Here is a 15,785-nt window from a genome sequence, read left to right on the forward strand (position 1 = left end):
AACTACCTGTTTGTCAATGGTTCAACTCCTTGAATTATATGTAAATCAAACAGGTCATATTTGCATTTTCCCACACTTCCATTGGGAAAATTAACTCCCATATTTAAAATTGCGAACTGCTATATCCCTTGTATTAGACAAGAATTTAGAAGTTCCACAAAAAAAGCCGTAATTGAGCACATTTGTAAGTGTACTCGCTTGCGGCTATTTTTGTTTTTAGTTGGATAGTAGACTAATTTATTCGTCAAAGTCTCTATAATGAGCTTATTTGTAGGCATTGACATATTTTTCAGTGTTTCATACTTCAAATACAGAGTTAGCCTATATAACTCTTAATCTTTAAAAATCAAAACAGATACTCTGTCACACTAAAAAATGAAGTTCATGCGCACATAAAGTTTAAATTCTTTAGTAGTAGGGGAAAATGTGAGTTATAATATATAATTAATATCAGATACTTTTTCCCCACTACCTTACCTATGTAAAGCTAAGGATAACTTATAGTATTAATAATCACATTTCTCTTTGCCGTACACAGAAAAAATCACTTTTATTGCATCCTATTCTGTAAAATAGTTAGGTGTAAGGGAAAAAGTACAGTATATTAATATATTAATAAAGAACACTTTTTCCCCTTACTTGGGAATTATGATATTCCCATTATCGTCTATCTCTGCTATTTTATTTACTTTCTTCGTGGATAGTTTTTTCTGCTTGGAAAAGTCGTTTTCCAATAGAATATTTTCAGTATGTAAAGTTAAGGGAGTAGTAATTGATACTAAATCAGCGCCAACAAGTTTTATTATATACTTGTCATAAGTCTTTGTATCTATTCCGATTGCTTTGATTATATTTTTTCTAATCAGTTCTATATTGCCATATTGGGATAATAGAAGCAATTGGATAAAGAAACCCTTACTCGCTGTGTCCAGTTCGATTAAGACAAACTTTTTGGAGATAGTGATACATTGTTCTTCCATTGCAGGGATATGGTAAATATTGCGCTTAGTTTTAGTCCTATAACCGTTATCCTCTGAATATAGTTTTATATTCAAATATTCTTTAAATACCTTATTAAAACTTCCAAGTTTATCGCCACATGTTCTTTTCAATTCATCTAAAGTAATTCTCACATTATACCAATCATCTCTTGAAAGAGACAAACAGAAAAATCTATAAATATATGCAGGCTTAAATCTATTTAAAATGGAATAGTTTACAGTCGCCTGATTTTTGCAATTTACAGGTAAAAGCATTTTTAACAACAATAATATGTTACTTAATTTTAGAAAGTCCACCTGTCACATGGACTTTCTATTAGAATATAATATGAATTAGGCTGCCTTTCCTATAATATCATGCTTCCTTAGATACTGACTATACAAAGCTGAATATATTTCATTCAATTTATCAGTAGTTATATTTGGTATGAATTTAACGGTAGCTTCATCCAAAGCCTTAACTGTTTCTATGACTTCATCGATTCCAATTGCACTTTCTGCACCTTGTGGTTTATGTTTGGCTAACAGAGTCATAGCATCAATCATATAACGTTCTTTGATAAACTTATCCTTGAACCCCTTAACTTTCAAAGTATCTATAATTCTATCACCAACTGATAAATCATATTCAAATTTAGTTTCAACCTCACCAAGCATTGCATTATTCCAAACTTTTAGACTTAAGGTCTTTCCTTGATTATAATATTTAGTAATTACACTAATATTAGCCTTCAGCTCTTTAGCTTTTTGGAATATCTTTTGATAAAATTCATGTTGAGTAGCCAATGCCGCATTACCTGCTTTTTCCATACCATTAAACCCTCTACTTAGCACATTATTTACCCCTCTATACTTTGCAAACTCTTGCAATGATACAAATTCCTTGATTCTGACATTTTCAACAATTAAAGCTGATTCATCTTTAACCACTCTATCGATATTGGCTTCATGATAAGTTTTCCATTGCCAATATCCATTTGCTGTATCAACAGGCACATAAACATTTGGAGTATTTTTAGGAATGACATTACCATTCAAGTCTTTCAATTCAATATCAGCCTCATAGAAAGTTTGGGCTGCCGTTACAAGCAGAGCCGTTTTTTCAAATTTATCATCACCAATCAAATCTTTTCCCAATTCAACATTCACTTTAGTTACAGTCATATTATAATCGGAAATTGCAATAATAATATCCTCTTTTCTTTTGCTAATAACCTCCTTTTCCTCTGTAGATTCTTCCACTTGCCAAAACTCTACTGAAATAGTAGGAAGTTTAACATCATGCAATGCAACCGCATAATCCTTTTCAGCCTTAGCAACATTAGTTTTAGCTGCTTTTACAATATTGGTATCTGCATCTGCATTATCTGATAGATATTTTCTTTTTTCCATTAGGATTTTGCGAGCGTTTTCCAATACTTCGTTTTTTGAAATAGTTCCTGCTTGATTTTCCATATTATCACTATTTTTTAAAGTTTCCACATTAACATTTCCATTCTCGTTTACTCTCATTGTAGTAATTGTTTCCATTTTTTTTCTTTATTTTTTGTTTAATAATTAAGTTTTAAGTAATCATCAACTTGGCGCCTTACTGCTTCTGATTACGCTACAAACTTACGGAGAAATGGTAACCTGTAGAATAAAGAAGAAAACATAAAGAAATCCCTTTTTTTATGTCTAATTCTTTATGTGAACTCGCAACACACAACACATTAAATATCAACTATATGCAGATAAAAAAATAGCCCTGCAATATAAATGCAAGGCTAATATTTTTTTATTTATATGTTTTACCAATATGATTTTAAATATTCAACTGGATTATTGGGGGATGTTTTGCACATGGGGATTTTCCACCAATTTGGACGAACTTCATATTTTTGTAAGTTCCTGATTGTAGCCCGTAAATTCAATATGTCATTTTTAGGACTGTCCTCATCAATCAGTTTGAGATATTTCAGTAACTCAAGAATAAAATTCCCCTCGTTATCTGTTAATCCTTTACCTTTGGCTGCAAATGATGAGTGGCGTAGTAGGTTATATATACTAAGAGTTATCGTATCAAGTATCGCATTTTCGCGCTTCCTCCCTCTTTTACCTATACTGGGATAATCTTTATCCAATTCCGTTTCCGCTTCTTCCAAAGTTGAAACTCCTAAATATTTATCAAGATACGGAGTTATCATATTGAGAAACCAACTATCATCATTCGTAAGTTCTATTTTCTGTTTGTTATATTCAATCGTGACAATATTACTCTTGGTCTTTTTCTTCTCATGAAACATCTTGTAAAGACGTAGCATATCCGGTCTGACAGAATAACTATACTTTAGTTGCGTTGGGTCAGCAATATAATCCTTAAAATCAAAATAGCCATTGGTCTGTGTGTATTTATAGTAGATACTTACAATAAGAAGAATAGCGTAAAATACATCTTGGTCTTGTTGTTCATAGGCTTCGTCTTCATTTTTATTGTATGTATTCCACAATGTTTCAATATACTCGGCTTTAAAATTACCACTTTCAAGGACTAAATTCTTTCCCACAGTCATGCTAAATTCATATTTGTCCTCATCTGTCCCGCAATTAGGATAGGGAATCTCCTGCTCTTCCTTCTTTATTGACAAGTACAAATCCTGTATTTCCATTGGGAACTTATTACCCAAAAGATATACATCAGATATATAGTCCAGTTCATTATGAAACATTGAACGGCTGAATCCCACCTCACTATTCATCCATGATTCGATTCGCTTTATCGTATTGATTGGTATTATCTGATATTCCATATTTTCAAACTTTGTCACAAAAATAAAAAAATGCCGCTTCACCATAAAAGCAAAGCGACATTTTATTTTAAAGAAGATTCTATTTTTCACAATTAAATGTATCTATCAATTTATCCATTTGTTCGCCTATACATTTATCCAAAAGTTTAGCGTAGTGAGTAGTCATTCTTGTATTGGTATGACCTAGCATCTTCGATACTACCTCTAATGAAATATTATTAGCTAAAGTAACTGTACTAGCAAAAGTGTGCCTACTGGTATGGAATGTAATTCGTTTGTTGATATTACAAAGTATAGCTATATCCTTTAGGTATTTATTAATATCTGCTGGGTCTTGGATTGGTATTATTCTACTACTGCCTTTATATTTGTCCAGTATTAATTTAGCAATAGGGAGTAGGGGAATTCTGGAAAGTATACCTGTTTTTACTCTTCGTTTTTTTATCCATATTCTGCCTGCATTATCTTTTTCAAAGTGTTCTGGCATTAACGTTTTGATGTCAATATAGCTTAATCCAGTGAAGCATCCAAAAAGAAAAAAATCTTTTGCTTTCTCAAAACGTGAGATAGGAGTTTCAAAGTTGATAATTTTTCTTAGCTCTTCTTCGTCTAGGAAATCAATTTCTACAGGTTCTCTTTCGACTTTATAAGTGGAAAATGGATTGAAAGTTATGTATGAGTTGGTTACAGATAGGTTGATTATCTTTTTCAATAACTTCAAGTGCTTAGTAGATGAATTTTGTGCCATGCCTTTATCAACTCTTAGAAATGAGTGAATGGATTGGATAAAGTTTATGTTTAGTTCACGTAAGTATAAATCTTCACGTTTGTACTTTTGTTGAACAAAATCTTTTAATAATCTGACTGTATAGACTGATATCCAATAGGTAGCTTTAGAAACCCCATTACCAACTAACTTTTCTTGTTCTTTGTTGTGCTCTTCAAAGACTTCAAACAGGCTTCTCTCTTTTATGGATTCTACTTTATCAAAGTAAGCATCACGTAATAGTTCCGCTGTGATTATAAAACCTCTGTCTAACAATTCAGCTTCTTTCTGATACAGTTTAGCTTTAATAGCTTTTAGGCAGTTGTTGAGGCTTTGGGCCTCTTCATCTTTACCTCTTACTTGTTGTTTAACTTTGTCCCAGTTAGAGGATTTTACTCTTTTTCCTGTTGAAAAGGCGCATCTTTCACCATTTACTGTTAGCACTACTTCTATTGAAGCCGTACCGTCTTTTCTTACTCTACTATCTCTTATGAAAAAGAGAATTGCAAAAGAACTTCTTACCATTGTTCTATCATTTGAAATTAGACTTATGGATGTCCTTTGAAATGATATATCTTTCTGTATATTAGTTGGTTGGATTGATTTTTGTGTGCAGTTTACCAAAAGTACGAAAATGCACACAGATTGCACACAAAACATCTTCATTTTAGCCCGATTTCAAATATAATCAGCCATGTACTTAGCTTTATCAAATGAGTTAAATTCAAGCATTTTTTGTCTTTATTCAACCATCTAACCACAACCATTTATAATAAGAAAATTAAGTGTATAAGTAATAGTAGACTATCATCTATCTATAGAATATAGATAATAAAAAATCCCTGCAACCTTATCAGTTACAGGGATTTAATATGTCGTAATCGTTATAATTACTTACCTAAAGCCTGAGCAACATCAACCGCACAAGCTACTGTACATCCTACCATCGGGTTGTTACCAATTCCTAGGAATCCCATCATTTCTACGTGAGCAGGAACTGATGAAGAACCAGCGAACTGTGCATCAGAGTGCATACGACCCATCGTATCCGTCATACCATAAGAAGCAGGACCGGCAGCCATGTTATCCGGGTGAAGAGTACGACCTGTACCACCACCAGAAGCAACAGAGAAATAAGGTTTGCCAGCAAGAACACGTTCTTTCTTGTAAGTACCAGCAACTGGGTGTTGGAAACGAGTCGGGTTAGTAGAGTTACCTGTGATAGATACGTCTACACCTTCTTTCCACATGATAGCTACACCTTCGCGAACGTCGTCAGCACCATAACATTTTACTTTTGCACGAGGACCGTCAGAGTAAGCGATTTCGCGAACAACTTTCAGTTCACCGGTAAAGTAATCGAATTGAGTCTGAACATATGTAAAGCCGTTGATACGAGAGATGATTTGAGCGGCGTCTTTTCCAAGACCGTTCAAGATACAACGCAACGGTTCTTTACGTACTTTGTCTGCTTTTGCAGCGATTTTGATAGCACCTTCAGCAGCAGCGAAAGATTCGTGACCTGCCAGGAAAGCGAAACATTTAGTTTCTTCGCGCAGCAACATAGCAGCGAGGTTACCATGGCCGATACCAACCTTACGGTCGTCAGCTACAGAACCCGGGATGCAGAAAGCTTGCAGACCGATACCGATAGCTTCAGCAGCTTCAGCAGCGTTTGTGCAACCTTTCTTGATAGCGATTGCACTACCTACCACATACGCCCATTTTGCATTTTCAAAACAGATAGGTTGAGTTTCTTCACACGTTTTATAAGGATCAAGTCCATGAGCTTCACAGATAGCGTTAGCTTCTTCGATATCTTTGATGCCGTTAGCGTTCAAGGCAGCGATAATCTGTTTGATACGACGGTCTTGGCTTTCGAATTTTACTTCTCTAATCATAGTTTCTTTCCTCCTTATATTATTCGTGACGTGGATCAATAGATTTAACTGCTCCCTGTTCTGCTGTTACGCGTCCGTAAGTGCCTGTAACTTTCTTCAAAGCTTCGTTAGCATCAGTACCTTTCTTGATTTCGTCCATGAACTTACCCATGTGTACGAATTCGTATCCGCAGATTTCGTCGTTCTTGTCCAAGAAGATTTGTTTGATATAACCTTCTGCCATTTCAAGGTAACGAGGACCTTTAGCCAAAGTACCATAAAGAGTACCTACTTGGCTACGCAGACCTTTACCCAAGTCTTCCAAACCTGCACCGATAATCAAACCACCTTCAGAGAAAGCTGATTGAGTACGTCCGTATACGATTTGCAAGAAAAGTTCGCGCATTGCAGTGTTGATAGCGTCGCAAACAAGGTCAGTGTTTAATGCTTCAAGAACTGTTTTACCCGGAAGAATTTCAGAAGCCATAGCAGCTGAGTGAGTCATACCAGAGCAACCGATTGTTTCGATCAAGGCTTCCTGGATGATACCTTCTTTAACGTTCAGTGTCAGTTTACAAGCACCTTGTTGAGGAGCGCACCAACCGATACCGTGTGTCAAACCAGAAATATCAACGATTTCTTTAGATTTTACCCATTTGCCTTCTTCGGGTATGGGAGCCGGTCCGTGGTTAGGACCCTTCTTTACAACACACATGTGTTCCACTTCGTGTGAATAAGTCATAATTAGCTCTTTTTTTAAGTGATATAATTAAAAATACGTAGTCACGATTCTCTAAATCGCCCACAAAGGTAGTCGATTTATTTGTTTCTGCAAATCGCCTTTTATTACTTTTTTGTGAAAAGAGACAAATCTGTTTACGTTTTTTCGTCGTTTGTAAAGTCGGGATTGCATTTGTGAAAGATTGAAACCGTGAGAACTATCTATCCTGTGCTTTGTTGTTATTAGAAAAAGAAAATTTATGGAACTGAATCAGATAGATATACATTATTTAATAGCGGCAATTTGTGTTATTTCATCTGCGCTTGTGTTTTATACGATAGGTGTTTGGGGAGAACGTATTCAAAGGAAATTAAAGTTTTGGCATATCATTTTCTTTCTTCTCGGGTTGCTGGCCGATACGGTGGGTGCAAGCCTGATGGAGCATATTGCCGAACTGACTCATCTGCATGACGAAATGCATACGGTGACAGGAGTGATTGCTATTCTTCTGATGTTTGTACATGCGTTATGGGCGATATGGACCTATGTGAAGGGAACGCCTGTAGAAAAGAGACATTTTAATCGTTTCAGCATTGTAGTTTGGTGCATTTGGCTTATACCTTATTTAATAGGAGTTTATTTGGGGATGCGATTACATGTATAGGATTAGGCAGCAGATAAATAGGGGGAGAGGGATTATTCCGCTAAAAGCTTACGTTATTTAGTTCAAAAGGATACAAAAATGAGGGTGTTCGGAGAGGGGTGTACAAAGCGCTGAAACACCCACCAGTAAAGGGGGAAAAGCCAATGAAAACCAGTAGAGTAGAGAAGAGAAGAGTAAAGAAGAGTAAGTAAAAGTATTATTTCTGTTATAAACAACAGCAATAATACTGGGCAGAGAAGATGGCTTTGGCTGCTGCCGTTGTCGGTTCGGATCACTTCGTCGGTACCGTTTCTGTTCCCGTGTCCCTCATGAACTGTTCGTCCGGCAGATGACCGACTTTTGTCTGGTAGGTTGTTGATGCTCGCCCGGTAGGTAACGGACATTCACACGGTAGATAACCTACGTTTGTACGTTAGGTAAATTCTATATTATTTCACGGGCTACCGTTTCAATACTTGTTTGCTAAAGTATCATTTGCTTCAAAACCGTACCGGAAGGAATGAAACGGATTGATAATTGTTTTTAGTAAGATTGTAGGCGTATCATTATTAGATATGGGATTAAAGTTGTAACTTTGTTGCTTCAAATATTAAATGAAGGTATGATCGAAGTTTTAGAGTCTGCTTTACAGAAGGCTGCGGGTGAAGGAATGGATGAATTTATCCAAGCGTTTACAGATAAATATAAAGAGATTATCGGTGGCGAACTAACTGCCGAAACAATGCCTCTGCTGACAGGAGAACAACATTCTTTGCTGGCATATCAGATTTTTCGTGATGAGGTGATGGTAGGGGGATTCTGCCAATTGATTCAGAATGGCTATGGTGGCTATATCTTTGATAATCCGTTTGCGAAAGTGATGCGTTTGTGGGGAGCGGAAGAATTCTCTAAATTAGTTTATAAGGCTAAGAAAATCTTTGATTCCAACCGGAAAGATTTGGAAAAGGAACGGACGGATGATGAATTTATGGCTATGTACGAGCAATATGAAGCTTTTGATGAGTTGGAAGAAGCTTATTTAGAGATGGAAGAACAAGTCACAGCATTGATTGCAAGCTACGTAGATGATCATTTGGAACTTTTTGCAAAAATAATAAAGTAACGGATGCAGTATTTTTTAAGTACTTGCATTTATTAATTATGAATTAGAATTTATATCTTTGCAAAATCTAAAAAATATGTTTATGAAACAAGTGAAATTTTTCTTGGTGGCTTTGATGGCTGTGGTTATGGGGATGTCGGTTACTTCATGTATGAATGGAGACGATAACCACAATGTTACGATGACTGTTCCTGTTAAGTATAATTATTCATCATTTTTGATGGGTGATGGAACTACTAAGTTGGTTCCAACTACAGAATTAGGTTTATTGGATGGGATTATGTACATAATTTCATGTCAATATGACCAATCACAGGTATCAGCGAATAGTAATAGTATACCAGTAACGCTGTTATCTACTCCACTTTGTATTGATCCTAAAGGTGATGAAAGTTTGTCTACAACAAAGACTAAACCTACTAATCCTCTTTATACATTGGATAAGCAACAGTCAAGTCTGGTTTATTATGATAAAAATACGATTGTTTTAACAATGCCATATTGGGTGAAGGTTACAAACTCTAGTGTTGAAGAATCAGAATTAAAGAAACATTCATTTTGTCTTTCCTATAATCCTGATGAAATAGAAAGCAATGCTACTAAGTTGAATTTATATATTAGTCACCGTGTTGAGGATGGAGAGGAAAGTGTAACTCGTTCCAACTTCACATATGCTTATAGAGCTTATTCAATTAGTTCAGCTCTTTATCAGTTTAAAGAGAAAACTGGTAAATTGCCACAATATTTGGTATTAAAAGCTGAAACCAATAGCTCAAAAGATGAATTGAAAGACGAGAATGGAGAAACTTCAGTTGAATATCAATACGCGTTTACAGAATAACATTGAACTACAAAGAACTATTTAACATAGCAATGAAATTGATTTCCTCTCCGGCCAAGGCCTGGGAGGAAATTTCTATGGAAGAGGATAGGCGAAAAGTATATATAGCTTTTGTCTATCCTATGATTGGTTTATGCGGTCTGTCCGTATTCATTGGTTCGTTATTGACGAATGGATGGGGAGGTCCGCAAAGTTTCCAGATAGCTATGACCAATTGTTGTGCCGTAGCTGTAGCCCTGTTCGGTGGCTATTTTCTGGCAGCTTATGCCATTAATGAAATGGGAACAAGAATGTTTGGTATGCATAGTAATATGCCGTTGACACAACAGTTTGCAGGATATGCATTGGTTGTGCCTTTCCTGCTTCAGATAGTAACCGGACTGTTACCTGATTTTAGAATTATTGCTTGGTTGCTGCAGTTCTACATCGTCTATGTGGTATGGGAGGGAGTTCCTGTACTGATGGGAGTAGAAGAAAAACAACGATTAAAATACACCCTTTTGTCGTCTGTATTGTTAATACTATGTCCGGCGGTGATACAGATCGTGTTTAATAGACTGACGGCTATACTTAATTAATGAGTAAAGATGAAACAACCTCCTGTAAATATAAAGAATAAACGGGCTACGTTTGATTACGAGCTGATAGATACCTACACAGCAGGTATCGTATTGACCGGTACGGAAATAAAATCCATTCGTTTGGGAAAAGCCAGTCTGGTAGATACGTTTTGCTATTTTACGAAAGGCGAATTGTGGGTGAAGAATATGCACATCGCCGAATATTTCTATGGATCGTACAATAATCATACGGCACGTAGAGAGAGGAAGTTGTTGCTTAGTAAAAAAGAATTGGAAAAACTTCAGCGGGAGATGAAAAATCCCGGCTTTACGATTGTCCCTGTACGCTTGTTTATCAATGAGAAAGGTTTGGCGAAACTGGTAGTCGCTTTGGCGAAAGGTAAGAAGGAATATGATAAACGAGAATCTATAAAGGAGAAAGACGACCGTAGAGATATGGCAAGAATGTTCAAGCGGTAAGTAAAAAACGCTATAAGATAAAACGCCGGACTACGAGAGGTCTGGCAGATGTTGGCAGAGTGGTAATTAGGTATTAATGTGATAGGGTAATGAAAAAGACAATTTCTCAGATCGTATCCGAACGCATCCTTATTCTGGATGGGGCAATGGGTACAATGATTCAACAATATAATCTCAAAGAAGAAGATTTTCGTGGTGAACGTTTTGCGCATATTCCCGGACAGCTGAAAGGGAATAATGACTTGTTGTGTCTGACACGTCCCGACGTGATTCAGGATATTCATCGTAAATACCTGGAAGCGGGTGCGGATATCATCGAGACCAATACATTTAGCTCAACCACAGTTTCTATGGCTGATTATCACGTAGAAGAATACGTACGTGAGATGAATCTTGCAGCCGTAAAATTGGCTCGTGACCTTGCTGACGAGTATACAGCCAAGAATCCAGATAAACCACGTTTTGTGGCCGGCTCCGTAGGACCTACCAATAAAACCTGTTCTATGAGCCCGGACGTGAACAACCCGGCTTATCGTGCTTTGAGTTACGACGAACTGGCTGCATCCTATCAGCAACAAATGGAAGCAATGCTCGAAGGTGGGGTAGACGCCATTCTGATTGAGACAATCTTTGATACCCTAAATGCCAAAGCTGCAATTTTTGCTGCCGAACAAGCCATGAAAATGACAGGCATAGAAGTGCCGATCATGTTATCTGTAACAGTGTCTGATATTGGCGGACGAACATTGTCCGGACAAACATTGGATGCATTTCTGGCTTCTGTGCAACATGCCAATATATTTTCAGTCGGTTTGAATTGCTCATTCGGTGCCCGTCAGTTGAAGCCGTTCCTGGAACAGCTGGCATCCCGTGCACCTTATTATATTAGTGCCTATCCGAATGCCGGGTTACCGAATAGTCTGGGTAAGTATGACCAGACACCTGCGGATATGGCTCATGAAGTGAGAGAATATATTGAAGAAGGATTAATCAATATTATTGGTGGCTGTTGTGGTACGACAGATGCTTATATTGCTGAATATCCCGCCCTTGTAGAAGGAGCTAAACCACACGTTCCTGCCTCTGCGCCGGATTGTATGTGGCTCTCCGGACTTGAACTGTTGGAGGTGAAGCCGGAAATAAACTTTGTGAATGTCGGCGAACGTTGCAACGTAGCCGGTTCGCGCAAGTTCCTTCGTCTCATCAATGAAAAGAAATATGATGAAGCCCTTTCTATCGCCCGCCAACAAGTGGAGGACGGTGCTTTAGTGATTGACGTCAATATGGACGATGGATTGTTGGAGGCAAAGACAGAGATGACTATTTTCCTGAATCTTATCATGTCCGAACCGGAAATAGCCCGTGTTCCGATTATGATCGATTCTTCCAAATGGGAAGTTATTGAAGCCGGACTGAAGTGTCTTCAGGGCAAATCAATCGTCAATTCTATTTCTTTGAAAGAGGGAGAGGAAGTTTTCCTTGAACATGCCCGAATCATCCGGCAATATGGAGCCGCTGCTGTGGTCATGGCGTTCGACGAGAAAGGACAGGCAGATACAGCCGCCCGTAAAATCGAAGTTTGCCAACGGGCTTACCGTCTTTTGGTTGACAAAATTGGTTTTAATCCTCACGATATTATTTTTGACCCCAATGTGCTTGCTGTAGCTACGGGGATTGAAGAACATAATAACTATGCTGTAGATTTTATTGAAGCTACCGCTTGGATAAAGAAAAATCTCCCTGGTGCACACATCAGCGGAGGAGTCAGCAACCTCTCTTTCTCTTTCCGTGGCAACAATTATATCCGTGAGGCCATGCATGCAGTGTTCCTTTATCACGCCATCCAACAAGGAATGGACATGGGAATTGTGAATCCGGGAACTTCCGTATTGTACACTGATATTCCGGCTGATGTCTTGGAAAAGATAGAAGATGTTGTCTTAAACCGTCGTCTGGATGCGGCGGAACGGCTTATCGAATTAGCGGAATCTCTGAAAGCAAACATGAGCGAAACTGCCGGACAACCGGCTGTCAAGCAAGATGCCTGGAGAGAAGGAACTGTTCAGGAACGTTTGAAGTATGCCTTGATGAAAGGAATTGGAGATTTTCTGGAACAGGACTTGGCAGAGGCATTGCCTCTTTATGATAAAGCTGTCGATGTAATTGAAGGACCGCTGATGGATGGAATGAACCATGTTGGTGAACTGTTTGGTGCCGGTAAGATGTTTCTTCCCCAGGTTGTGAAGACTGCCCGCACCATGAAGAAAGCCGTAGCTATCTTGCAACCGATCATTGAATCGGAAAAAGTGGAAGGAAGTGCTTCGGCAGGTAAAGTGCTACTGGCAACTGTAAAGGGGGATGTGCACGACATCGGAAAAAACATTGTAGCTGTAGTGATGGCCTGCAATGGTTATGATATTGTAGATTTAGGAGTAATGGTTCCTGCAGAAACCATCGTTCAGCGTGCTATTGAAGAAAAGGTAGATATGATCGGGTTGAGTGGACTGATTACTCCATCTTTGGAAGAAATGGCTCACGTGGCTGTTGAACTTGAAAAAGCAGGTTTGGATATTCCTCTTTTGATTGGTGGAGCCACTACATCGAAGATGCATACGGCATTAAAGATTGCTCCTGTTTATCATGCTCCGGTAGTACACCTGAAAGATGCTTCCCAAAATGCAAGTGTCGCTTCCAAATTGCTCAACCCGCAGGCAAAAGCCGAGCTGGTGAATGAATTGGAAACAGAATATGAAGCACTCCGTGAAAAGAGTGGGCTGATGAAGCGTGAAACTGTTTCGTTGGAAGAAGCACAGAAAAATAAGTTGAACCTGTTTTAAACATTGTCACAATGAAAAAGATTTTCTCTTTCTTATGTCTGATTGTAGCAGTCACTGCTATGACCTCCTGTTCTTCTGCAAAAGAAGAAAAAGGAACATCCGGAACCGGAAATGCTGTGTTGGATAATATTTTCGAGCGCAAAAGTGTGCGTGCTTATCTGAATAAAGGAGTAGAGAAAGAGAAAATCGACTTGATGCTTCGTGCCGGAATGGCTGCTCCTACGGGTAGGGATATCCGTCCATGGGAATTTGTGGTAGTATCTGATCGTGCCAAACTAGATTCAATGGCAGCAGCACTTCCTTATGCCAAAATGCTGACGCAGGCCCGTAACGCCATCATTGTCTGTGGAGATTCAGTACGCTCGTCATATTGGTATTTAGATTGTTCTGCAGCAGCACAGAATATTTTGTTGGCTGCTGAAAGTCTGGGATTGGGTGCTGTATGGACAGCGGCCTATCCTTATGAAGACCGTATGCAAGTAGTGCGTAAATATACTAACCTGCCCGATAATATTCTTCCGCTTTGTGTCATTCCTTTTGGCTATCCGGCTACAAAAGAGAACCCGAAACAGAAATTTGACGAGAAAAAGATACATTATAATCAGTATTAGTAAACAAAAGTTTTGTCTTTTCAATAATTTCCTTACATTTGCGTCCAAATTGATTAAAATCTGATACGCAAATGTTTGGAATAGACGACCCTTTTATTATTCTGCCTTACCTACTTTCGGTGGTATGTGTGATTTTCGCTGCCTGGTTTGGGCTGAAATATTGGAATAAGGACGACGAAAAAGACGAAACCCGATGAATACATTTACTCTTGGACTAATTGTGGTAGCTTATCTGCTGTCACTGGCCTACCTCGGCTTTTTGGGATATAAGAAAACAACGAATACCAGTGACTATTTGGTAGGCGGACGTCAGATGAATCCTATCGTAATGGCACTTTCTTATGGTGCTACGTTTATTTCTGCATCTGCTATTGTAGGTTTTGGAGGAGTGGCGGCTGCTTTTGGAATGGGTATTCAGTGGCTCTGTTTCCTCAATATGTTTGTTGGGGTGGTTATAGCTTTTATTTTTTTCGGTTTGCGTACCCGGCGTATGGGGGCGAAGTTGAATGTGAGTACTTTCCCTCAATTATTAGGCCGTCATTTCCGTTCCCGTAATATACAGGTATTTATTGCTGCTGTTATTTTCATCGGAATGCCGCTTTATGCAGCGGTTGTAATGAAAGGTGGAGCCGTATTCATCGAACAAATCTTTCAGATTGATTTCAATGTTTCCTTATTGATATTTACCTTGGTTATTGCTGCTTATGTCATAGCAGGGGGAATGAAAGGAGTAATGTATACAGATGCTTTGCAAGGAGTTATCATGTTTGGCTGTATGTTATTTCTGTTGTTTTCTTTGTATCAGGTGCTTGATATGAACTTTATCGAAGCTAATAAAGAATTGACTGCCATTGCTCCGCTAGTTCCGGAAAAGTTTAAAGCGCTAGGACATCAAGGATGGACTGCAATGCCCATCACAGGTTCTCCACAATGGTATTCGCTGGTAACTTCTCTCATTTTAGGAGTAGGAATCGGCTGTCTTGCACAGCCGCAGTTAGTGGTTCGCTTTATGACCGTGGAGAGTAGCAAGCAGTTGAACCGCGGTGTATTTATCGGTTGTTTCTTTCTGATTATAACAGTAGGGGCTATCTATCATGCTGGAGCCTTGAGTAATCTTTTCTTCCTGAAAACAGAAGGAGCGGTTGCTACCGAAGTTGTGCAGGATATTGATAAGATAATTCCATATTTTATTAATAAAGCGATGCCCGACTGGTTTGCCGCACTCTTTATGTTGTGCATCCTTTCAGCCAGTATGTCTACGTTAAGTTCGCAGTTCCATACGATGGGTGCTTCGGTAGGCTCTGATATTTACGGAACTTATAAACCCCGTTCACGGAATAAACTTACCAATGTGATCCGTCTGGGCGTATTATTCTCTATCCTGGTCAGCTATATTATTTGTTATATGTTGCCTCATATTATATATTGATTAGCATATATAATTGATTATCAGGAAAGAAGCCCACCTATTACTAACAGTGGGTAACAAAATAGTAACAAAAAAAACGAAGAAATTCGCTTTGTGGTGGGCTT

14 protein-coding genes and 1 pseudogene are annotated in these 15,785 nt (G+C 38.3%); 9 read left to right on the forward strand and 6 right to left on the reverse strand.

Features of this window, described 5'->3' with window-relative positions:
* Window positions 1–635 precede the first annotated feature (635 nt).
* The 6 genes from N5O98_RS25650 to N5O98_RS25675 all read right to left on the reverse strand — a co-directional run bounded on the left by N5O98_RS25650 (window position 636) and on the right by N5O98_RS25675 (window position 7,178).
* A complete protein-coding gene (locus N5O98_RS25650; RefSeq protein ID WP_074909073.1) occupies window positions 636–1,256 on the reverse strand; it encodes a hypothetical protein in 621 nt (206 codons plus the stop codon).
* A 78-nt stretch (window positions 1,257–1,334) separates the two neighbouring features.
* Entirely contained in the window at window positions 1,335–2,531 is a 1,197-nt protein-coding gene (locus tag N5O98_RS25655) for a hypothetical protein (protein WP_074909070.1), read from the reverse strand.
* 260 nt (window positions 2,532–2,791) lie between these two features.
* Window positions 2,792–3,790, reverse strand: coding sequence for a hypothetical protein (locus N5O98_RS25660; protein WP_229127984.1), 999 nt, complete (start codon window positions 3,788–3,790; stop codon window positions 2,792–2,794).
* Window positions 3,791–3,869: 79 nt separating this feature from the next.
* A complete protein-coding gene (locus N5O98_RS25665) occupies window positions 3,870–5,081 on the reverse strand; it encodes a site-specific integrase (RefSeq protein ID WP_118161395.1) in 1,212 nt (403 codons plus the stop codon).
* Between the two features lie 365 nt (window positions 5,082–5,446).
* Entirely contained in the window at window positions 5,447–6,457 is a 1,011-nt protein-coding gene (locus tag N5O98_RS25670; protein WP_004325523.1) for a GGGtGRT protein, read from the reverse strand.
* 19 nt (window positions 6,458–6,476) lie between these two features.
* A complete protein-coding gene (locus N5O98_RS25675; protein ID WP_004296942.1) occupies window positions 6,477–7,178 on the reverse strand; it encodes an iron-sulfur cluster assembly scaffold protein in 702 nt (233 codons plus the stop codon).
* A gap of 238 nt (window positions 7,179–7,416) precedes the next feature.
* Between N5O98_RS25675 and N5O98_RS25680 the strand changes: the two genes are divergently transcribed.
* From N5O98_RS25680 to N5O98_RS25715, 9 genes and pseudogenes are all read left to right on the forward strand, one after another.
* Window positions 7,417–7,821: an HsmA family protein gene (locus N5O98_RS25680; RefSeq protein ID WP_022200016.1), complete on the forward strand. Its 405-nt coding sequence runs from the start codon at window positions 7,417–7,419 to the stop codon at window positions 7,819–7,821.
* 601 nt (window positions 7,822–8,422) lie between these two features.
* Complete coding sequence (locus N5O98_RS25685) at window positions 8,423–8,923, forward strand: DMP19 family protein (RefSeq protein WP_004310795.1); 501 nt, start codon at window positions 8,423–8,425, stop codon at window positions 8,921–8,923.
* 82 nt (window positions 8,924–9,005) lie between these two features.
* Window positions 9,006–9,764: a hypothetical protein gene (locus tag N5O98_RS25690; protein WP_009000889.1), complete on the forward strand. Its 759-nt coding sequence runs from the start codon at window positions 9,006–9,008 to the stop codon at window positions 9,762–9,764.
* A gap of 32 nt (window positions 9,765–9,796) precedes the next feature.
* Window positions 9,797–10,342, forward strand: a complete 546-nt coding sequence (locus tag N5O98_RS25695; RefSeq protein ID WP_004305955.1) for a Yip1 family protein — start codon at window positions 9,797–9,799, stop codon at window positions 10,340–10,342.
* A gap of 9 nt (window positions 10,343–10,351) precedes the next feature.
* On the forward strand, window positions 10,352–10,804 hold the full coding sequence (gene smpB / locus N5O98_RS25700) for an SsrA-binding protein (RefSeq protein WP_004310798.1): 453 nt from the start codon (window positions 10,352–10,354) through the stop codon (window positions 10,802–10,804).
* An 89-nt stretch (window positions 10,805–10,893) separates the two neighbouring features.
* Entirely contained in the window at window positions 10,894–13,641 is a 2,748-nt protein-coding gene (metH, locus tag N5O98_RS25705) for a methionine synthase (protein ID WP_004310799.1), read from the forward strand.
* An 11-nt stretch (window positions 13,642–13,652) separates the two neighbouring features.
* Window positions 13,653–14,252 (forward strand): nitroreductase family protein, encoded by a 600-nt coding sequence (locus tag N5O98_RS25710; protein ID WP_004296933.1) that lies wholly within the window; start codon window positions 13,653–13,655, stop codon window positions 14,250–14,252.
* A 71-nt stretch (window positions 14,253–14,323) separates the two neighbouring features.
* Window positions 14,324–14,449, forward strand: a complete 126-nt coding sequence (locus N5O98_RS27530; protein ID WP_004296931.1) for a symporter small accessory protein — start codon at window positions 14,324–14,326, stop codon at window positions 14,447–14,449.
* Window positions 14,446–15,675: pseudogene (locus N5O98_RS25715) on the forward strand (sodium:solute symporter family protein); the annotation flags it as partial. The gene N5O98_RS27530 and the pseudogene N5O98_RS25715, both read left to right, overlap by 4 nt.
* Window positions 15,676–15,785 lie beyond the last annotated feature (110 nt).

The organism is Bacteroides sp. LFL-34 (genome assembly GCF_027257075.1).
Lineage (GTDB): Bacteria > Bacteroidota > Bacteroidia > Bacteroidales > Bacteroidaceae > Bacteroides > Bacteroides ovatus.